Origin of the sequence: Flavobacterium sp. UBA4854, assembly GCF_002399805.1 — a bacterium.
Taxonomy (GTDB): domain Bacteria; phylum Bacteroidota; class Bacteroidia; order Flavobacteriales; family Flavobacteriaceae; genus Flavobacterium; species Flavobacterium ginsengisoli.
The window spans coordinates 11,017-32,199 of sequence record NZ_DHEI01000137.1; the positions used below are offsets into that span (position 1 = coordinate 11,017).

Sequence of the window (21,183 nt, forward strand, 5' to 3'; positions counted from 1 at the left end):
CAGCATTTAGAACAAAAACTAAGAAACTTTGTTTGAGATAACAGTCTTTCTCTTATAAAAAGTAGAATTGAAGTTAAAAAGTGCTTAACAAATAATTAATAGGAATGTCTTAAAAATGAGTTTTATTCTATCTGAAATTCTTTCAAAAAAAATAAAAAATTCAATTTAGTTGACAAAAGCAACTAATTTTATATATTTGTACCTCACCAATACAATATTACAAATTATGAATACTACGACTTCAAAAATTAGAAGTTTCAATAGATTTTATACAGCGCATTTAGATATTTTAAGTCAGCATTATTTAGACAGCGAATATTCTTTGACTGAAATACGAATTCTATATGAAATCAGCGAAAGTAAAACTATAACGGCTCAAAAAATCACAGAAATTTTAAATCTAGATAAAGGATATTTAAGCCGAATTTTGAAGCGTTTTTTAAAGGAAAATTTAATTATAAAAGTCGCTTCCGCAGAAGATAAACGCGCTTTTAACATTAAACTGACCGATTCTGGAAATGAATTATTAAGCATTTTGAATACTAAATCTGAAAACAAGATTGAAGGTAAAATTGAAAAACTAAACAATTCTGAAAAAGAAATTTTAGTCGATTCGATGAATACAGTTAGAAATCTGCTGACAGAAAACAAAATAACTAGAGAAGATATTACCTATCGTCATAATATTACTCCCGGCGATATTGGCTACATTATTTATTTACACGGGTTTATCTATGGAAACGAATCGAATTTTTCAACTGATTTTGAGAAATACATGATCAAGACTTTTTACGATTTCTTAGAAAAATATTCCCCAGAAAACGACCGAATCTGGATGGCAGAATACAACAATAAAATTGTAGGCTGCGTTGCAATTGTACATCAACCAAACGAAGAAGCTCAGCTAAGATGGTTTCTTCTAGATTCCGCTTTTAGAGGTCTTGGAATTGGCAAAAGATTATTGAATGATGCCATAGATTTCTGCAAAGAGAAAAAGTTTAAAAATGTGTTTCTGCTTACGACAAGCATGCAGGATAAAGCACTTCAAATGTATAAAATAATGGGATTCGAACTTACAAAATCTGAAGAAGTTCACGAATGGGGGAAGGTGTTTTATGAGGAACGATATGATTTAAATCTTTCCAAATAGAATTTCTTAGATGCAGTTTTGCGCGTTCCTACCGAATTTATAAAACATGAAAATGCTTTAGCCAAAACTTCAAATGTTTAGCTAAAGCATTTTTAATATCCTCTTTTTATTTAAAAACAAGTCTAAGTTTTATCGAAACAATTACATCATAGTATTAATACGAATACTAGCTTTTATAAGAGCCAATGCCGATATTTTTGATACATGAATATCTTTTGGCTGATGATGCGAATTCTGACTTACCAATTTTACATATTCTTGCCCTTGATCAGATTTCTGAACGTATTTTACTGTAATGTATTCTTCCCAGTCATTCAGTTTAACACTTAGAAGATACATTTCGCCAAAAAAGATATTTTCAAATTCTGTTTCCTTATAAAGAATAATATCTCCCGATTTCAATAAAGGATACATACTATCTCCTGTAACAGAAATTGCTCCATCGCATTTTGGAAGATTTGGAATTTTTATTGTATCCAAAATTCTTTGCGGTTCTCCACTGCTAAAGAGCTCTCTTAAACCCGCAACCGCCTCCAAATCATACAAAGGTATTTCTTGATTTGCATGAAGCGAATCAACTGTTTTTCTATCACTATTCATAACCATAACGCTAGTATTTTCTTCTTTAATCATAGGTCCATTTCCTGTTAATAACCACTCCGAATTTAGGTCTGGATAATAGTGTAATATTTTACACGCCTTATCTGTTCCCATATTGCTGCTATTGTCTAAAAATTTATTAGAAAACCCTAAATCATTACAAAACTTATATTTAGTAATCCCTTTATAATCAAGATATTCCCGCACTCTTTCCGTTGACCCCATAAAAAGACGTATTATTTTACGTTAAAAATTTGTTTTAATGTATTATTTTACATTATATTTGCAAAGTAAAGAAAAATAAAATTGAAAAACAATAGGTTAAGCCAGAAAATATTGAGCAATAATAAAATAAAACAATTTTAAATCACACACAAACAATTGATTTACAAAGAACAAACAATAAATATTCGTAAAAAGAAAAATACTACCCTAAAACACAAAAAGAATGGAAAATACTACGAATCTAAAAATAGTTCTTTATAAAAAATCTGAAAATAAGAAAATATCATTAAATCTTTAATACAAATTAAAATGGGAACAAATCAAATCATAGAAAAAATTCGGGAACTGGAAAATTGGCTTATCGAAAATCCAAACAGTCCTGAAAGAAGTTTAATCGAATCTGACATTAAAAAATTAAAAAATCAATTAGAGAAAAATTATGAGTAAAACACAAATCGAAGAACGTATCGCATTATTATATCTAGCACTTCAATATTGTTCTGAAAGAACTAAAACTTTTACAGCTGGAGAGAGAATCTGCATTAATCAGGAACGTTTTCAATGGATGCATATTTTAGACGATGAAAGTGCTTCTCCACGCCCTGTTCCGTCAAATATTGAAAATAAAATAAAAGAGGTTTCGAGACTTGCTTTACACCATAATTTCAAACCTTATTATGCAGATCCATTTAAAGAAGAAATATTAATTTACTAAAAGCCAATTATTATGAACACTACAACTGCAAACAATTTTAAACCTGTTATGGACTTAACTCAATTTTCTGCGCAACAATTAAAAGAAGCGCTTCAGCGAGTTGAAAACAAGAAAAATGAAGAAAGAGATGCTTATAAAAAACTAGTTGCCGAAACGATTCCAAAAGCGCTTTCTAGATTACAGCAAACTTCTGAAATGATGCAAAATGCAAAAACGGAAACTTTTAGACTGTTTGAAACTATTCTGGATTTAAAAAATCAGGTTTACGGTTTTAAAGAAAAACAAATGTCTCATACTTTTTCTAATGATAAAGAAGAAATCACAATCGGTTATCGCATTAATGAAGGTTGGGACGATACAGTAACTATTGGTATTGAAAAAGTCCAAAACTATATTTCGTCTCTTTCTACGAGTAAAGAAACAGCTTCTTTAGTCAAAATTGTTTTCAATCTTCTAAAAAAAGATGCCAAAGGAAATCTAAAAGGTTCGAGAGTTTTAGAACTTCAAAAACTGACAAAGGAGTTTAACAATGAAGAGTTTACAGATGGTGTAGAGATTATTGCTTCGGCTTTTAAACCTGTACGTTCAAGCTGGTTTATTGAAGCTTGCCGAATTGACGAAAATGGCGTAAGAACCAATATTCCGTTGTCGATGTCTTCTGTAGATTTTTTACAAGGATATGCTTTTGATTTTTTTAACCAGCAAAACGAACAAAATCATGCAGCTTAATCACGACATTTATTTATCACTGTTATTAACTATTCTGTTAATTCTAACCAATTTAAAACCCATACTTTTATTTAGAGAATGGTTTTATTTCAAATTAAAAACAACTTTTAAACAATACCTGAATGAGCGTAAAAATAAAGCCAATTACAGATCATGAAAGCTACAAAGTGAATGAACATACTATCTTTAAAGACAGGCTCGGAAACTGGAATTGCACTCATGACTTATCCCAAAAAGAACGACTGGCTTTTAATCAGTACGAAAGTATTGTAATCAAAAATCCGAGATTCAAAAAACACACAACGGCCACTTACAAAGGCTAAAAACGACCTCTCAACCTGCAGCCGAAAAAAGCAGGTAAATAAAAATGGTTCCTGTTTCTTCTTCTTTCTGAAGAGAATCAGGAACCGACAAACGGGCGATTTCTGCCCTTATAATAAACAGCCAAAACTCATTCTTTCTATTGGAATCCAAACCTAAAAAGGTTTTGGAAACAGGATTGTCATGCGGGGTTTGCTGACCTAAATTGTTAAATAAAATCTTTAACAAATACAACCTCAGAACGAGGTTCAATATAAAAATGGCATCAGGAAGTAAAACCATTTATTGAATATGATCAAATGGTTTGGCTGTCTTAAATATGATGTCTTTATAATTCAAACTATTAACTCTTTTTCAAACTTCGTTCTTCTTAAAACTTTTCTTTTTTCTATCATTCAAAATATTATCTCTCATGCCTATATCTTCAAACAGAAGTCTCGGAATTCAAAAAAATAAATTAATGCGTTACAAACTCATTAAAGAACTGTATCAAAAACACAAAACGGAAGATATTCCTACCACTGTTGTGTGGCGTAAATATGTCTATCCGGTTTATCCGATTTCGAGAACTACTTTGTATGAAATTCTCTGTACACCTATCACTTCTGAACTAAAAAAAATAGAAGAACTTATGAGCAATCAAAAAAGACCTTCTTAATACTTATAAAAGAAAAAATCCTTCTTTTTTAATCTTCAAAAGCATCCTTTTTGTGATGCAAAGATGAAGCATTTACTTCATCTAAAACGACTTCTGTTCGCTTTCCTTACAACTCTGTAAAGCCCTAGAATACAAATGTTCGCAGACCTTGCATTCATTTTATTTAGGGCTTTTTTTACCCAATCTTTGCAATCTCAAAAGGAAACAAATGAACCTCAAAAACTAGATAAATCTTCTAGTTACGCTTCCTCAAAAAACAACTTTCAGGTTGTCTTTTAAAAATATTTTTTAATCCAACATTAAACTTTAAACACATTCAATGGAGCAGTTTTTATACCCCACTCTAACCGCATTTTTTGCCGCTTTTATCACTTGGTTTTTCTCCATGCGAAAATCATTGGCAGAAGACCGCGCAGCAGAACTCGACAATGCCGTAAGCGCCGTAAAATATTACCGTGATCTTCTGGACGATATTACAGCAAGACTTACCGCCGCTACAGAAACAATAAAAAAAATGGAAATACAGCACAAAGAACTTATGCTGATCAACCAGCAATTGGTTGACGAACTACAAAAATTTAAACAATTAAACGGAAAAAGCTCATGACACTAGCTCAAAAAACGATCGAAATCGCTACGGCACAAATTGGTGTCGAAGAAATGCCAAGAAACAGTAACTCAGGACCCGAAGTCGAAATTTACCTACGAAGCGTTGGACTTGGTAAAGGATACGCCTGGTGCATGGCTTTTATTTATTGGTGCACACAAAATGCCGCCGCCCAAATGAACGCTAAAAATCCTTTAAAGAAAACGGGAGGTGTTTTAGACCAATACCATTCGAGACCTCTTTTGGTAAAAAAAACACCTCAGCCTGGAGATGTTTTCATCATGGATTTTAATAACGGCACAGGTCACGCCGGATTTGTCGAGAAGATTGCCGGAAACACCATTTATACTATTGAAGGAAACACCAATGATTCTGGCGGACGCGAAGGCTATAAAGTAGCCAGAAGAAAACGTGACATAAAAACTGTTAAAGGCTTTTTACGTCTCTAAAAACAAAACTTATAAACCCAATTTAATTATGACTAAAAAACTAAAATGTCTTGTTTTTTCTCTTTTCATTATCCTGATCATGATTTCTTGCCGAAGTCCGAAACCAGTGCAAAATGAAAACAAAATTCAGACTATAACCATTACAGAAACTTTACACGATACCATCTTTAAAATCGCAAAAGACAGCAGTTCCTACAATGCATTACTAGAATGCCTTAACGGAAAAGTGATTCTTAAAAATGTTATTCAAGCCGAACCAGGGCGTACATTAAAAAGCCCAAGGGTTCGACTTGATAACAATAAACTCCAAGTAGACTGCAACCTCAAAGAACAGGAACTCTACGCGCATTGGAAATCGAAACAGGTTAAAGATGTTCAAGAGAAAACGATTACGATTACTGAGTTTACCAACTATCTCACTTTTTGGCAAAAAGTACAAATCTGGTTAGGAAGATTACTGCTTCTTATCCTCCTCTTTTTGCTTGGAAGATTCATCTATAAAATCTATAAACCAGAATGGTTTAAATAAAATTTTTATTAATAACACTTAAAATATGTCCGCAAAATCCCATTTTTTTATAGAGTCGGGAGGTTTTCCCGCGCAGTTGTCAGGCCAAGGTTTTGGGCCCAAATCTGAAACTGTTTTCAACCTGACTTCTAGATTTACTATAGGTAATGAGTCTAAAAAAGCCTTTTCGATTTGTAAAGGAGTTGTTTTAGTCCAGCCTCAAACCGGCAATCCTGACAAGGTGAATCTAATTCTTCGTCCTTACAACCAGCCTTTTCCTGGACTAAATATCAAATATTTTGTTTACAGAGGTTTACAGAAAAGTGATTTTTTTACAACTGATTCCGAGCCATTAATTATTCCCAAAAGCACTTCTACTTCTGATTTCATCAATAAGATAAATGATGATTTTAAAGCTTTTAATGAAGGACGAAAAGAAGCTGATGGTACACCTATTCCGGTTCCTCCTTTCACCGCTAAATTTATTGGCTATGAAAAAGAAAAAGATGACGATAATGATAATGGAACTTTATTAATTCCACTTTCTGACTTCTTTTTTAAAGAATCAAAATTTGTCGAAGCTGGCGATACTTTTGATGAGAAAGACGATTTCGAATTACCTCTAATTGATATTGGAAAGTCATTAGGAAATTTTGCAGAAGGCATATGCGGAATTGATGTTGTTCTAAATTACGGCGATTACATAATTGACGATGCTCATGAATTTACTTTCAATTTAGAATATGCCCGTAAACCTTTTGCAGAAATTACAGTAGATGGTTCAACAGATTTCATTAAAAAGTTACAGCGCGAGCAAAGCACTCAATTTATTGATATTGCTGCTTTTTATGGCTCTCATGTTGAAAATGGAGTTGTTACAGCAACTGCTTCTGGAGAAAAAACGGAGAAAAAAGGAACAACTATTTTCAATGATTTGCTTAATAAGTTTTGGACGAAAAACAATTGGTACGTTTATATTCAAAGTGACCGTACACGCAGTTACGATTTTTACAAAAATTATAAAATTGGTGAGGGCTCTGAAAACCTAAAAACAGGATTATTGAAAGATACAGCAACCAATGAAGTACCTATGACTGCTGTAACCTATGGAACTTCTGGTTGGCCGGTTCTAATTAATACACAAAACCAAGCTAATACGGTTACAACAAATAATCTGTACTTACAATTTCCAACAGACAACAATAACAACACTGCTTTTTATGGACAAATTGGTAAAGTTGCCAATGCACAAAAAGATAATTTTATTAATGCTGACGGATTACGATTACCATCTGATGAAGAAGGAAATTATACTGAGTTAACCTCTACAGTACAATTGACAACTCCTGCTATTGAAGGTAAAAACATTACCGCATTAAGTCTTTTGATTTATCAGGGAAAAGTGAATACTTATAAAATTCGTGAAGAAGAAGACGAAAACGGAAATCCTATAGCCGTAAATGGTATTGCCAACTTTTTTGATGATGTTTTTAATTTAATTACGGCACAACCTTTATTAAAATTAGGCACTGATCAAAGTTATTCTAGAATGACTTCTGAAAAACTAAATCTAATTAATGAGTTTTATGACAAAAAACAACAGGGAATTTCAATTGCACAAACAGTAACGGTTAACGATATCATTGAAACTGGAATTGAAGAAAAACCTTTTGTTGAGCGTGTAACCTATCTTACAGAAGCGGCAGATGTTATGAATAATGCTGTTTCTGCTACTGGAAGCACTACACCTGACACTAAAACTACAGCTTCTGCCAGTGGTGCAGTAACTAAAAGCAAAACCTATCAGCTACCTGATCCTTACTATTACAATTTAAAACTGTTTACAGACAGCACACAAACTATTACTGGACTAGAACTAAAAACGCTGGATGGCTCTACACCCAACAAAATTATTTTGGGGTTAACAAAAACCGAAAATGAAACTATACAAGGTTTGATTTATAGTGATATGAAAAATCCTCGACTGTTTTTGATTGATCTTTTTGAGGATGAAAATGAATTGATTTCTCCTGAAGATATTAAATATCAAAAATACAAAGTTGCTATTGTGGCTGAAAATGCTGAAGGCAACAACGAATTGAAGGAACAACTAGACAGTCCTGTTTTTGTCTACTCACTTGATCGGAGATATCTTTTCAGTAAAGATTATAGTGAATACATGCCAATAATTTCCACAGGAATTGAAGGAGATAACTTAATTGATCAACAAATTACTATTTAATTATGGAAGATTATGCAGTTGTTTTAGCTAATGATTTAATAGTTAAAGCATCAAATTTTGGAGGTATAAATAACCTCAAATACAATAGAGAAGGCAAAGTAACCTCATTTACGTTTGAAGGTCAAAAAATAGTAGCTCTTTTTCAATTCAAGTCCAATGAATTTCTAGACTATGTTGATGAAAGTTATTTTGAAAAAATTAAAGAAAGAGAAGTTCAAAAGGAAGGAGACAAATATGATGGCGTTGATAAAAAATTATGGGAAAATTTTGTTTTCAAAAAATATGACAAATTAGTTCGTGCTCAGTTCGGAGATACAATTTTTGGATTGTTGAGAGATTCTTCTGGCTTATGCTACAATTATCATAAATGGATTTATGATAATCCTTACAAAGGTCCACGGAATCCGCAGTTAGCGACTGAGGCATTAGCGAACGGTCAACTATGCGACACATTCATACAAGGTACTCATGCGAAAGATTTTTTTGACACATATAAAAACTATACCTTTTTAGATACTGACGAAAATGACATAAGACTTATTGGAGAAATAGCATCATTGTTAAAAACAGCTGGCGAAAAAACAGCAGAAGCCTTTCTAAATTTTAACCTAACAGGAGTTGACACATCAAAATTTACATTTCATAATAACCAGAATCAACTCTCAAGAACTGAACTTTTAGAGTATAAAAAAGGTCTGGAATTATGGCTTAAAATGCTAAAAAAATACCAAACAGAAATTAGTAAATTAGGTCATGAAGAGCAATTATTTATTGCTTTAGATGTAATGTATAGGCATAACATGTTAACATTGTTAACAGTTGACCAAAGAATTAGCATACTAAAGATTTTGGTTGAGAAAAAGGCATTAATGAACTGGTATTGGGTAAATTTTTCTATTGGATTTGTTCATAAAGAAGATTTGGCAATTCATATATTGGAATCAGTTACAAATACTTCAGATGCAAGTTCATTTCTAGATAAACTTGTTTCTAAAAAGGTTATTGAGTCAGAATACAAAGATCATCAAGGAGTATTATTAGATACTAAAGAAGTGACTCTTTATAAGATGTTATTTTATAGAATGGATGATTATGGAGGAAAAGATAATTTTACAGCATTCATAAAAGAACTGGAAAGAATTGTTCTTTTGAAATATAATATTATTGAACAGAATATTCCTCCTACAATTTCTGTAGAAGAGTTAAAAAACACCACTAAAGCACAATTTATTTGGAGAGAAAAGGGACCTAAAAAAGGTAGAATTAAATATGAGATAATTAGCAATACTGATAAAAAAATTAAGTTTAAAAACACAGTCGTTTTAAAAACTGAGTTAAGAGAAAAAAGTTATTCAAATTCTCTAAACATGCCTGTAATATCAGTGTATGAAGAAATTCCAACTCAAATTGATTCAAATGAATTTGAATTAAATCATTTTGATCTCGTTTCTATTCACTTTTACAATAATCCCTCATTTGTTGATCTAACTTCAGATGCATCCTATATAGGTCAGCATTATTATACATTTGCTGGGTTTATAGATTATATTTTAGAAAAGGAAGATTCTAAAATTGCTGAAGATGTATTTAATGCTGCATTATTTCTTATTTCGTTTGGATTTGGCATTGGTGAACTAGTTGCTGCATTACGGGGTGCAAATGTTGCTAGAGCATTTATCGCTGGCGGTATGATTATTAGCGATACTGGAGTTTACTTAACTCAAAATATTGAATTTAAAAATTATCTGGTTTCAAAATATGGCGTTGAACGAGCAAATATCATATTAAGTAATCTCGCAATACTTTCAACTATTGGTTCAATAGGCAGTAATGCTTTAGGCACAGGAATTTTAAATACATATTCAAGAGTTGAAGCTTTGGAATTTGTTGGAACTGGAGAAGCAATATTGAAAGATTCTATAGCGTTGGAAACAATGACTTCTAATCAAATAATGGTTTTAGAAGAATCTATCAAAAGAGTTAAAAATGAATTATATCCAATAAGAAATATCCCTGAATCAACCGAAACAATTATTAATATAAAAGCTACTGTTTTTTTTGATAAATTCACTGATTTAGAAGCTGGAATAAACACACTATCTTCAACAAATAAATTACTGTTTTATAACAAGTTTGTCAATTTATCTGAAAAAGAATTAGATATATTACGTAGTATTTGGCTTCAATCTGATGAAATTGGTAGATTAAAAATAATTGAAGATTCTGAAATATGGATTAAAACTATTAAATCTAGGCGATACTTAAAAAATGGTGAGTATAATAAAATTTCTGTTTTATTTAATAAATCAATACAAAGACCATATACATCATCAAATGGTCTTAAATTTATTGCAGAGATTGAAGATGTTGTTGCAAATGATGTTTTAAGGATTTCACAAGATACACAAGATATAATTAGAATTAATAGTAATTTGAATGCCGATATAGAAATCATTTCTACTGTAAAAGAGCATTTTTTTATAACTGAACATTTTGTAAGAAATGATATTGCAAATTCTTTCATTATAGGTCGATTTGGAAAATATACTGAAGATATTGAATTGTGGGATGCTTTTAGCGCTGCTAATCCTACTTCTTCTCAAATACATATAAGGGCTGATCGTCTAAGAGAATTTCAAATTCTATTAGCGCATGAATATATAGAATCTGAATTAATGAAATTAGGGCTTAATTTTAGATCTTTCGAAGTCGCAAATGGACTTGACGCAGTTAATTTTGGCGCGCATGAATTATCTCCTTTATTCGGCTCAGGAGGCTCCTATTCATCAAGTGGATTGGAATCTGGAGGTTTTTTGGATTTAAATAGGTTAAAACATCCACCAGCAATAAATTATGATAATTTAACAAAACTAAATTTAGACAATGTTGTAAATTGGTACAAAGATTTTTATAAACTATAAATGAAATGAATAAAATAAGCAATCAAAAATACAGTAACGAATTAACTAAAGTTATTTTCGAATTAAATAATAGTGATAAAAAACACAATAGAGTTTCTAACATCTTATTACTTAGGGATTTTTTTAATAAACTAGACCAATGCCGTATTAAACTTGGACAAAACAGCAATAGAAACTTTAATGGAAACATAAGAAAATTCAGTAATATATTTTTAACTATTTCAGCTGATTGGATAAATGAATTAAAAACTCAAGAAGAATTTAATCTTGATCTATTTGAAAGAGGTTATAAAGTAATCGGAGGAAGGGCAATTGATGACTTATATCTTTATTTATACGTATACTGGGAATTATGCAAAGAATTTGATGAGATTAAGGTTTGCGATTTTAATCCTTATTTATCTGTATTAAAAATAATTGAACGATCTGAAATGATGTATGTGCATAGCGGCAGTCTTAATATAGATCTTTTAACATTCAACAATTTAGAAAAATATTATTCATATGAACTTCCATCTATTGAAGATGATTTTTTAGACTACATAGATACTCTCTGTATGAAAGCTAACGGACAATGGGAAATTCCTGACCAACAAAAAACAAATCAATTATGGGAAGAATTCCAAAAACAAAAAAATAAACCCGATCGCGCAGATTTATCTCAGCAACGATAGCGCGGATTTGTAATCCGTGCCCGCAAAGATTGGTTTGATTTCTATCTTGTCCTAAAATAGATTTACAAAAAACAGAACAACTCAAAGACTACAAAATCTTTGAGTTGTTTTAAAATCAAAAGAGAAAACCAAATCTCTTAAACTTCAAAAATTACATTTTAAAAACTCTGGAAACTTAAAATTATAAGTTTCCCTACTCTGCTATTGGCTATATCTAAGTCAATATAAACTTTATTACTTTGTTTTACAGCTCTGTAAAACAAAAACTATTGTGACGCCACTAACACAATTTTTAAACATTCAGATTACTTACAATCATCCAAAATAAACAACTGTTTGTAAGTAGCACATATCTGAATGAATTACGGTAATCCCCTTTAAGCCCGATTAAAAGCCTATAAATTATTTAAACCCGTAAAAATTAATTAAAATGAGTACAAATCACAACAGAATCAGAGTAGCAGACTTAGAAAAAAATCAGCCAAACAAAATTTTAAAAACAAATCAGAATGGTGAATTAGAGTTTAGCGATGCAAACAATCTTCAAGCCGAAAGTTACAACGCCCTTGACTGCACCGCCGAAGGTAAAACACTCGATGCCAGACAAGGAAAAGTCTTAAAGGAGATGATTGATAATAAAACAGTAAATCTTGCGTCTGATGCAGAAACCCAAATTAATACTGCTGTTTCTGAAGACGGCAAAGTAGTTAGCCGTTCTAAGCTTTTTAACTGGTGGCAGTGGGTTAAGTCTCAAACACAAACAATTTCTGGAATGTGGAATTTTACTAATAAAGTTACGTTTGCGCCAAGTACCATAGATATGCCTTCTTTAATTATACCTAATGGAACATTTTCATGGTATCCCCAAAATGGAGCGCTTGAACGTGATCAAAATGGTAATCTTTTTCATGCTCCTTCAAATTTTTATCGTTACAAAATTTTAGACTCTAGAGACTATACAAAATTTTTAATCACTACATGGAAATCTCGTGGAATGGGGATGGCTTTTTATTATGGCTCTACCACAGATAATAGCTCTGGTTTTAAATCTCTTCCTGTCGAAGCATTGGGTAGCAACAGTGAAGGAAACTTATTGTTTAAAACTTTTGATCATTACACTTTTAATGGTGGCTACTATAACCCTGACTATAAAGCTCCAAAGACAATTACTTTTGAGGTTTTTTTAAATGCAAGTAACTGTTCTTTTTCAGGAAATCAGTCTGTTAGAATATATAAAGTAACTTATGACACTAGTTCATCTGGCAGTATACGAAGCTACGAAACACCAATATTAATAAGCTCTGTCATGAATGGTTCGGTAATCAGGTTTCCTGAAAGATCTTACGACAAAGTAGGAAACATTATTTCAGAAAATTTAGCCGAATATAATTTAAAATTACCTGGTAGTACTGATTATTATCCAGATATGAAAATTACTAATGCTCAACTTTCACTTGAATATAAAGTAAGTGTTTTCTTTGAGGATGATTTAAATCAAAATTACAAAAACTCAACAGCATCGATTAATTTTTACAATTATTCATCACAATTTATTGATCTTAATAATTTTTTATAATTTTTAAAACATTCTTCAAAACTAACCAAGGAACTTGTCGTTACAAGTTCCTTGGTTCTTATCATTCCTAATATTGTTTTCCTTCCCATCCACTCTCCTTACAACTCTGTAAAGCTCCAGAACATCCATGTTAAACCGCTAAGCAGCTCTTTTTTAAGCTCCAATTTTAGGTTCATCTTTACATTGTCAAAAGAAAAAAGGAAGTTTTAAACCTCTTAAAAACTTTAGCCTTTTGAAAAAATCACTAAGCGGATTATTTACTAAAACTGCTTAGAAAAACCTCTAAAAAACTATGCATTTACACCTCAACGATTGGTTCGATCTAACTACAATTTAATCATTCAGAATACGAACAAAAATTAAAGTCAAAAACAAAATTAGAATATGCCAACTAATCCAATTCCTGCGGTTCCAATTCCTACAGCGAGATATTATCCGAGATTGTCCGAGATAATTACTGTAGACGATTTACCAGAATTCTTATCGTTTGTCGAAGATGGTTTGAATTCCATTTTTGATAAAATTCACTACAAAAATTTACAATATTCAAAAGGATATCGTGGTGATTCTGCCTTTTACAGTCTTGACATTGTTTCAAGTACAAAACTGGCGCTACCTCTTCCTTTTGGTTTAGGTTTGGTCCTTAATCCAGATCTAAAAGACAATGACTCATCTATATCATCATTTCCCATTACATTAGAATATCAGTGGGAAATCTTGGCTTTCTTAAAAACATTCAGCTCAAGCAGTTTCTCCTTTTCTATGGAGGATTTCTATTCCGTGGGGCTTCAGGTTTTCCGCATCAGCGAAGAACAAGTTGTAGCTCATATGATGAATATTTTTGTGGAAGCTCAAGAAGAAAAAACAAAATACGAACAGCTTTTAGAAGATATTAATTCCTTGGCAGAACTCCAAGGTGATCCTACTTTTGAAGAATTAGGTTTTGCTGCAGATGTAGATCAATCTATTGACAGCATTCTTACATTAATCAAAAACAATAGTGCTATTACAAAATCAATTCCGCTATTACTATTTGGAACTTATATCGCTAGAGAGGGTTTTACTTTAGACGAAATCAAGCAAAAATTACAAGATTTCTACAATATTGTAGCTCCAGACGGAATCGAAGCACATATTAAAAGAATCATTACGCCAAAAGCAAAAGCTACCTTAGCTTTAAATGCGGGTATTGAGTTCCCTAGAAACATTTTAAAACCTGTCAACCCCAATGGAACTGATTATGGCAATGGAACTGAAAAATCGATGTTCGTATTTGCTCAAGCACAATTGTATGCCGATACTGAATCTGGCATTGGCTATCAAGCAGAATTAGGAGGTTCATTAACGCCTCCTAATGCAATGATTGGCAATACAGGTTTACTTCTTCAGCTAGATACATTAAAAGTAGATTTAAGCAAGAAAACTAATATTCCGGAAGCGGATGCTGACGGACGCCCAAATGATTTCGTTGGAGTTTATGCGCGTGCTGTTTCAGTAACTCTTCCTTCAAAATGGTTTAATGATATTCCTGAAACTCCAGGAAGTACATCTCCAACATTAAAAATTGGTGCATCAGATTTATTAATAGGTACAGGCGGACTTTCTGGAAATATTTATCTAGAGACAGTTCCAAGTACAGCGGGTACTTTTAGTTATTTCAGCGATAAATTCAATTTTAATTATCCAATCGCCATGTTCGAAAAGGACGAAAATGGTGTGGCCAATAAAAAAGAAATTGCCGATTACTCCTCTTTGCTTGTCTTCCTGCAAGAATTGAACAGTAAAAATTTACCGTACGCTTTTGATTATCCGTTATCGTTAACAACTATTAACGATTCAACCAATTATGTTTTTACCGAAGCAAAAGATTATCAAAGCTTTGTAACCGAACTTTACGACAATACACTTTGGAAAACTATTGGCTCTGAGAAAAAAGGTTTTAAAGTAGGTTTCAATAAATTTGATATTACTTTCAAACAAAATAAAGTTGTCAATTCTAACATCAAAGGAGCTTTAGAAATTCCAAAACTTAAAGAAAAAAACGGTACTCCATTAAAAGTTAATCTTGAAGGTCACTTACAGGATGACGGAGATTTTAACCTTACAGCTTCATTCCCAAAAGATAATAAACCAAAAGCAAATTTATTTGATCTTGTAGATATTGATTTCCATAGTTTCGAGCTTGGTAAACAAGATGAAGATTACTATTTAGGAACCTCTTGTTATGTTTCTTTCCCTCAAGATACTTTAATGGGAAGCTTATTAAAAGGAAAAGGATTTGAAGTTGAAAAACTGCGTGTGTATAGCGATGGAAATATTGAAGTTGAAGGAGGATCTATTCCTATTCCGATCAGTCTTTCTGTTAATTTAGGTCCAGTTCAGATGGCTGTGACCAATATCAACTTTGGTTCTACACAATTCAACGGACGCCAATATAATTTCTGGGGATTTGATGGAGCAATTAGTATTAATCCGCTTGGAGTTGATGCTCGTGGTGAAGGAGTAAAATACTATTATTCTACAGATGGAGGTCCAAAAGATTCATTCATTAGAATCCAGACTATCGAAGTCGATTTAATTATTCCAGGAACTGCTACCGAATCTTCGGCTATGGCGATTATTCACGGTATGATTTCGCTTCCTGAACCAGGAAAATCGAAAGAATTTATCGGTGAAGTTGGTTTGAAACTTCCAAAAGCAAAAATTTCAGGAAGTGTTGGCATGCGTTTTATGCCCAAATACCCTGCTTTTTTAATTGATGCAAGTATAGAACTACCTGTTCCTATTCCGCTTGGTTTTCTGGCGATTAATGCCTTTAGAGGCTTGTTAGGATTTAGATATGTTGCCACTAAACAAGCTGTGGGGCTTACAGAAAACAATTCTTGGTATGATTATTATAAACATCCAAAACCAGGAATCAACATTAAAAAATTCAGTGGCCCGCCAGATTCAATGCAGTACAATTCTCCATTCTCTATTGGGGCTGGAGCCACTTTTGGAACAGTTGCCGATGGCGGACATGTATTGTCATTAAGAGCCATGCTTTTATTGTCTCTGCCTACTCTATTTTATATCGAAGCAGGACTGAATGTTATTTCAGGAAGATTAGGTCTGATTGAAGATGATCCAAGTAATCCGCCGTTTTTTGCGATGGTTGCCTTTGGAGACGAATCATTAGAGTTAGCGGCTGGTGCAGATTTTAGCATTCCTAAAGATGGCGGTCAGATATTCAAACTTACTGCATTATTAGAAGCTGGTTTTTTCTTTAAAAATCAGAAACCTTGGTATGTTAATTTCGGAACAAAAGAAAGACCAATCGAAGCTGATGTTTTAACCTTATTTAAAGCAAAAGCTTTCATCATGCTTTCTGCTCAAGGTATTGAAGCTGGAGCAAGATTAGATTTCAAACTAGAAAAGAGTTTTGGTCCTGCCAAAGTAAAATTATGGGCTTATTTAGAATTAGGTGGAAAAATCTCGTTCAAACGTCCGCAAATGGGTGGTTATATTACTGCAGGTGGAGGAATCCAGATTAAAATTTGGATTGTTAATGTTGAAATCGAGTTAAATACCATATTCTCTGTAGAGTCATTTAAGCCATTCTTAATTTATGCCAGCCTAGAATTGCGCGTTCGTGTAAGGATTGGTTTTGTAAAAGTAAGCAAAAAGTTTACTATTGAATTACAATGGGATCTCAACCGAATTATTGACCGTACACCTTACAGTCCGCTTCCAAAAGGAACTGTAGGCGACGGTTTAGATAATAGAACTTTGGAGAATGTCAAAGGTGTTCATATGTTAACCAATCAGGCTTTTGCTTTAGATTATTTCAAATCTGTGGGAGAAAAAGACTATGATCCAAAAAAGTTTGACATTCATGGAATGCCTAAAGCAGAACTTATTACCAACGTAATCCCTTTAGATACTTATATCGATATTAAAATGGCTAAAGGTTTATTGCCTAATCCAGAATTATCTCAAAAAGTAGGAGGCTATACTGCTGAAGCAAAAAACTACACAGACATGATGCCTCCGATAGACAATAACCCTAAATCTTCGCAAAAAATACGTAGGGTTAAACATGAATACGGAATTAAATCAATCAATTTAAAATCATGGAATGGCTCTAATTGGGTAGATTACCATCCTTTTGAAGCTGTTGTAAAAGATACAGAAAGAAGCGACGCGTTAAAGAAATTACCTTGGGCACAATGGCAAAAAGCAATTGACCAATATGATTCTATTCGTGTCTTGGCAACAGATCCTTTTTCTTTTTTAAGTGCAGGAGAACCAGGATGGCATATTCCTGAACAATTAGGCATTACACCTTCTCGATTATTCTGTCCATCATCCGAAATTGAGAAACAGCACACTGATTTTCTTAATAAGCAAATTGGTCAGCGCTATTATGTTCCAACGCAATATGAAGCAGATAAAATCAATGGATTGTTTTTTAAATTAAATGGAGAACTTCCTGAAATTACTGGCAATTATAAAATTGAAGGTGGAGATTTCATGAGTATTACTGCAGATAGAAATCCTCATGGTTATAGTAAATCACTTTCATTTAAAAACGAAAATGAATTAGAAATTATTTTCCCTGAATCGGCTATTGATCCAGTCTTACAGCTTACAACACAAGCGAAAGAAGTAAAAATTTCTGCTTATACAGCTGTTTTTGAAGATGGCGATAAACTGACATCTTATGCCCCTATTCGCTTTAGCAAAACTAATTCGGGTACTTTTTCGGATGAGCAAACGTATACCAAAGCAGAATTTTTAACTGCGATAACTTTATTTAGCGAAGAAATTGAAGATCAGAAAATAAAGATTGACAAAATTGTAATTAGTCCAGTTTCAGCAAAGGCAAAACGCATTAAAGAAATCAGAAATAAAATGGCTGCTTTATTTGATGAGACTTATGGCGATCTAACTGGAGAAACTGAAATTACATTGACAGATCCTGCAAAGATTGCAGAATACAATTTGCTTACAACTGAATTGAATAATCTAAAATTGGATGCAGGAAACGACAATGTTAATTCTGGAAATAATCCAAATGCATTGACTTTTACTCACTATTATGGATACAATGGAAGAACTCTGTATGATTTTGATCAGGTAATTAAATTCAATGATTCGTTCGTAATAACATTCCATCCAAAAGAAGATACAAAAACTACAATCCTATTACAAGTTGATTCTGATGGAAGCATCATTAGAGAACGCCTAATTAATGGAATTGTAACTTCTTTACAAATTGTAAAGGGTAATTTATTAGTGACTCAAGCCTTGAATGCAGAACAATGCAAAGGAATTGGAGAAGCTATTATCGATCTTGATCTTATCATTGGATGTCAATCTCCTATTTCTGCAACTGCAATTGTAGAAATGGACGAAGAGTTAAATCCGATTTCTGGAACACAGTATTTAAACACGTATTCTTTAGGTTTCAACAAAATACTTCCGTTAACAAACAATGATTTGCTTTGGGTAAATACATTATCTAATGAAACCCAAATTAGCTGGATTAAAGGAGACGATCGAGCTGTTGTTTATCATTCAAAAATAAATGGAGAAGTAACTAAAGTTCTCAAGCAAAATGATACTGAATTCTCTTTGATTACGAAGGACAAAAAAATCATTCGCCTGAATATCAACAATACAGCAAAAGTAATTTCTGTAATTGACACAAAAGTTCTTTCTGATACAGCAATTATTGAAATCATTGATGCCATTAGTGCTAATAATAAAACTTGGGTTTCAGTCAAGCTTTCAAATAACAAATTTGGTTTAGTTCAAATTAATGGAAGTACAATCAATTTGTTGAAAAATGATGCGATTTTTGAATCAAAGGTTTACTTATCTAATAATGTTTTGAATGATAACTCTATCGTTGCCTACAATGAACATTATCTGTTTGTATTTAGTGAATCACTAGAACTGAAAAGACTCGTTAAACGAGAAAATGAAATTAAAGATGCTTCAATTATTAGGGTTCAAAATGAACCATCTGTAAATGAAATTGTAATGCTTTCTGGCAAGCCAAAAGAAAAAGGCGCTTATTTCTCATTGTTTAGTGATGCTTTTGACAATTGTTCTTTATATCCTACTCCAAATGCTTCTGTTACATTGTCTACGACAGCTTTAACAAACGGAAGCATAAGTTTAATTCCGTTAAGCACAGTTACTGGATTAGATTTTAGAAGAAGTCTTAAAAACTCAAAAATTATTATTACTGATGCTATTATTTGCTCGAGTCTAGAAAACGCTGAAGATCCAGAACTTGATTACACAACTTACATTCAAAGTGTAGAATGGTTGAGTAAAGAAGATTATTATCATAACAAAACTATTTTGGATATTCCAGCTGTCGCTGAACAGTTTAAAGCAATGAAAGATGCGGTACAAACTACAGTACAACCAATCTGGAGACCCAATACAACATATTGCTTAGATTTTACTTTGACAGATACAGTTGATGACAATAAAAAGAATCCAACTGAATTTAAATATTTCTATGGATTTAAAACACATGGACCTATTGGACATTATCGTGTTAAAGATCCTGTAAGACCAGAAAATCAAGATGCACCTACGAAGAATGAATTGATTGAATTATCTAAATCACCATTAACGTCATTAAGAAGTTATCTAGATTACAATCGTTCTTACCCTAATGCAGATGGAAGTTTGCTACAGTCTAAACCTTCATTCTACGGTACTGACCAATGTAAAATCTCTTTATTCTTTACTAACACATATACTTCTAATATGTTTAAAAAATGGGATAGTTATGATACTGGCAGACCAGAAATTGATGGTGTATTAAATCTTTATATCAAAGATCCTCAGACTGATGTGCTTATTAAATATCCGCCAGAACCGATATTCGAAGAAGAAAAAGAAATTATTTATCCAAAAGCAGAAGAAATAGACAACGAAAGTGAAAGATGGACTGATGATAATGATCCTAGGCTTCCGTTAGGAATTAGAATTGTAAACAATTTCATTAGCGATAATCCTGGAATATGCAGCTTAACTTTAGGAGATCCTTTAAAGCCAAAATCATTAAAATACAAGACCACATTAACCAATTTAAAACCTTCTAAACTATATACGGTTTTAGTTAATAATTATTTTGATGGTGCTCAAATAGGAGTTACAAGCGAAAGTAAAAACATCTTGGTACATCAATTTGGATTCCAAACTTCGCGTTACAAAGATTTCAAAGAACAAATTGAAAGTTATTTTGCTGATCGAGAAAAAACTAAAGGAGCTTTATATGATGTAAATGTTAATATGAATCAAGAACGTATTGATGCTTTGCATTATCTAATTGCGCCAAAAGTCTCGAATGCAACCAACTCTTTAAGTGATTCGATGGCAACAAAGTATCAGCATTTATTTGATCGTGCCTTTGAAGGAATTTTAAAATTATCTCCTCTTGATCCTGCTCAAACTACTGAGGTAAATAAAATTATTGATACCAATACAGGAGCAACAATTGCACTTTTAGTCCGTAATCCTGAACCATTTAACATTCCGAAAATGCCTTTAGGAGAAATTCAAGATACTATTTCGGTTTTAGATGAATTAGGAAATGTAAGATCCGATTATAGTGTGTTGCATTCAAAAGATTATTCACAGGCATTGATTATGAATCCTGATAAAACAATTTTAGAAGTAGAAAAATTGAAAATCAAGTTTAAATACAAAATGTGGAATACCGAAGGAAATGGAACTTCTCCAACTAGTACCCTTGATACACAAATACTACCATTAAACAATATAAATCTTTAAAAAAACAA

At 32.3% G+C, this 21,183-nt stretch carries 16 protein-coding genes; 14 read left to right on the plus strand and 2 right to left on the minus strand.

The window, feature by feature from the left end; translation table 11 throughout:
• Positions 1-226 precede the first annotated feature (226 nt).
• Complete coding sequence (locus B3J44_RS20095; RefSeq protein WP_286971063.1) at positions 227-1,150, plus strand: bifunctional helix-turn-helix transcriptional regulator/GNAT family N-acetyltransferase; 924 nt, start codon at positions 227-229, stop codon at positions 1,148-1,150.
• Positions 1,151-1,291: 141 nt separating this feature from the next.
• Here the strand turns inward: B3J44_RS20095 and B3J44_RS20100 are convergent, their stop codons facing one another.
• The gene (locus B3J44_RS20100; protein ID WP_286971064.1) at positions 1,292-1,975 is read right to left on the minus strand and encodes a S24 family peptidase; all 684 of its coding nucleotides are present in this window, start codon (positions 1,973-1,975) and stop codon (positions 1,292-1,294) included.
• Between the two features lie 309 nt (positions 1,976-2,284).
• Here B3J44_RS20100 and B3J44_RS20105 point away from each other — a divergent pair, with 309 nt between their 5' ends.
• From B3J44_RS20105 to B3J44_RS20120, 4 genes are all read left to right on the plus strand, one after another.
• Positions 2,285-2,422 carry a hypothetical protein gene (locus B3J44_RS20105; protein WP_286971065.1) on the plus strand — a complete coding sequence of 46 codons (138 nt, stop codon included), beginning with the start codon at positions 2,285-2,287 and terminating at the stop codon, positions 2,420-2,422.
• Positions 2,415-2,690: a hypothetical protein gene (locus B3J44_RS20110; protein ID WP_286971066.1), complete on the plus strand. Its 276-nt coding sequence runs from the start codon at positions 2,415-2,417 to the stop codon at positions 2,688-2,690. The genes B3J44_RS20105 and B3J44_RS20110 overlap by 8 nt, the downstream gene beginning before the upstream one ends.
• 12 nt (positions 2,691-2,702) lie before the next feature.
• Positions 2,703-3,419 (plus strand): DUF3164 family protein, encoded by a 717-nt coding sequence (locus B3J44_RS20115; RefSeq protein ID WP_286971067.1) that lies wholly within the window; start codon positions 2,703-2,705, stop codon positions 3,417-3,419.
• Positions 3,420-3,541: 122 nt separating this feature from the next.
• On the plus strand, positions 3,542-3,742 hold the full coding sequence (locus B3J44_RS20120; protein WP_198856731.1) for a hypothetical protein: 201 nt from the start codon (positions 3,542-3,544) through the stop codon (positions 3,740-3,742).
• Between the two features lie 10 nt (positions 3,743-3,752).
• Here B3J44_RS20120 and B3J44_RS20125 read toward each other — a convergent pair whose 3' ends face one another.
• The gene (locus B3J44_RS20125) at positions 3,753-4,022 is read right to left on the minus strand and encodes a hypothetical protein (RefSeq protein WP_233074109.1); all 270 of its coding nucleotides are present in this window, start codon (positions 4,020-4,022) and stop codon (positions 3,753-3,755) included.
• Positions 4,023-4,152: 130 nt separating this feature from the next.
• On the opposite strand from B3J44_RS20125, the gene B3J44_RS20130 reads away from it, so the two are divergent.
• From B3J44_RS20130 to B3J44_RS20170, 9 genes are all read left to right on the plus strand, one after another.
• The gene (locus B3J44_RS20130; RefSeq protein WP_099720049.1) at positions 4,153-4,398 is read left to right on the plus strand and encodes a hypothetical protein; all 246 of its coding nucleotides are present in this window, start codon (positions 4,153-4,155) and stop codon (positions 4,396-4,398) included.
• Positions 4,399-4,717: 319 nt separating this feature from the next.
• Positions 4,718-5,005 (plus strand): methyl-accepting chemotaxis protein, encoded by a 288-nt coding sequence (locus B3J44_RS20135; protein WP_095931269.1) that lies wholly within the window; start codon positions 4,718-4,720, stop codon positions 5,003-5,005.
• Entirely contained in the window at positions 5,002-5,454 is a 453-nt protein-coding gene (locus tag B3J44_RS20140; RefSeq protein ID WP_286971068.1) for a CHAP domain-containing protein, read from the plus strand. Before B3J44_RS20135 ends, B3J44_RS20140 begins: the two co-directional genes overlap by 4 nt.
• A gap of 28 nt (positions 5,455-5,482) precedes the next feature.
• Positions 5,483-5,983 (plus strand): hypothetical protein, encoded by a 501-nt coding sequence (locus B3J44_RS20145; RefSeq protein ID WP_286971069.1) that lies wholly within the window; start codon positions 5,483-5,485, stop codon positions 5,981-5,983.
• A gap of 25 nt (positions 5,984-6,008) precedes the next feature.
• Entirely contained in the window at positions 6,009-8,204 is a 2,196-nt protein-coding gene (locus B3J44_RS20150; RefSeq protein WP_286971070.1) for a hypothetical protein, read from the plus strand.
• 2 nt (positions 8,205-8,206) lie between these two features.
• A complete protein-coding gene (locus B3J44_RS20155) occupies positions 8,207-11,125 on the plus strand; it encodes a hypothetical protein (protein ID WP_286971071.1) in 2,919 nt (972 codons plus the stop codon).
• A gap of 5 nt (positions 11,126-11,130) precedes the next feature.
• The gene (locus B3J44_RS20160) at positions 11,131-11,799 is read left to right on the plus strand and encodes a hypothetical protein (protein WP_286971072.1); all 669 of its coding nucleotides are present in this window, start codon (positions 11,131-11,133) and stop codon (positions 11,797-11,799) included.
• A gap of 430 nt (positions 11,800-12,229) precedes the next feature.
• Complete coding sequence (locus tag B3J44_RS20165; protein WP_286971073.1) at positions 12,230-13,375, plus strand: hypothetical protein; 1,146 nt, start codon at positions 12,230-12,232, stop codon at positions 13,373-13,375.
• Positions 13,376-13,759: 384 nt separating this feature from the next.
• Positions 13,760-21,175, plus strand: coding sequence for a hypothetical protein (locus tag B3J44_RS20170; RefSeq protein WP_286971074.1), 7,416 nt, complete (start codon positions 13,760-13,762; stop codon positions 21,173-21,175).
• Positions 21,176-21,183 lie beyond the last annotated feature (8 nt).

Coding starts and splice junctions, on each gene's coding strand:
- B3J44_RS20160 (WP_286971072.1), top strand. CDS start 11,131: ATGAATAAAATAAGCAATCAAAAATACAGTAACGAATTAACTAAAGTT.
- B3J44_RS20130 (WP_099720049.1), top strand. CDS start 4,153: ATGCCTATATCTTCAAACAGAAGTCTCGGAATTCAAAAAAATAAATTA.
- B3J44_RS20145 (WP_286971069.1), top strand. CDS start 5,483: ATGACTAAAAAACTAAAATGTCTTGTTTTTTCTCTTTTCATTATCCTG.
- B3J44_RS20120 (WP_198856731.1), top strand. CDS start 3,542: ATGAGCGTAAAAATAAAGCCAATTACAGATCATGAAAGCTACAAAGTG.
- B3J44_RS20105 (WP_286971065.1), top strand. CDS start 2,285: ATGGGAACAAATCAAATCATAGAAAAAATTCGGGAACTGGAAAATTGG.
- B3J44_RS20135 (WP_095931269.1), top strand. CDS start 4,718: ATGGAGCAGTTTTTATACCCCACTCTAACCGCATTTTTTGCCGCTTTT.
- B3J44_RS20155 (WP_286971071.1), top strand. CDS start 8,207: ATGGAAGATTATGCAGTTGTTTTAGCTAATGATTTAATAGTTAAAGCA.
- B3J44_RS20165 (WP_286971073.1), top strand. CDS start 12,230: ATGAGTACAAATCACAACAGAATCAGAGTAGCAGACTTAGAAAAAAAT.
- B3J44_RS20170 (WP_286971074.1), top strand. CDS start 13,760: ATGCCAACTAATCCAATTCCTGCGGTTCCAATTCCTACAGCGAGATAT.
- B3J44_RS20100 (WP_286971064.1), bottom strand. CDS start 1,975: ATGGGGTCAACGGAAAGAGTGCGGGAATATCTTGATTATAAAGGGATT.
- B3J44_RS20110 (WP_286971066.1), top strand. CDS start 2,415: ATGAGTAAAACACAAATCGAAGAACGTATCGCATTATTATATCTAGCA.
- B3J44_RS20095 (WP_286971063.1), top strand. CDS start 227: ATGAATACTACGACTTCAAAAATTAGAAGTTTCAATAGATTTTATACA.
- B3J44_RS20140 (WP_286971068.1), top strand. CDS start 5,002: ATGACACTAGCTCAAAAAACGATCGAAATCGCTACGGCACAAATTGGT.
- B3J44_RS20150 (WP_286971070.1), top strand. CDS start 6,009: ATGTCCGCAAAATCCCATTTTTTTATAGAGTCGGGAGGTTTTCCCGCG.
- B3J44_RS20125 (WP_233074109.1), bottom strand. CDS start 4,022: ATGGTTTTACTTCCTGATGCCATTTTTATATTGAACCTCGTTCTGAGG.
- B3J44_RS20115 (WP_286971067.1), top strand. CDS start 2,703: ATGAACACTACAACTGCAAACAATTTTAAACCTGTTATGGACTTAACT.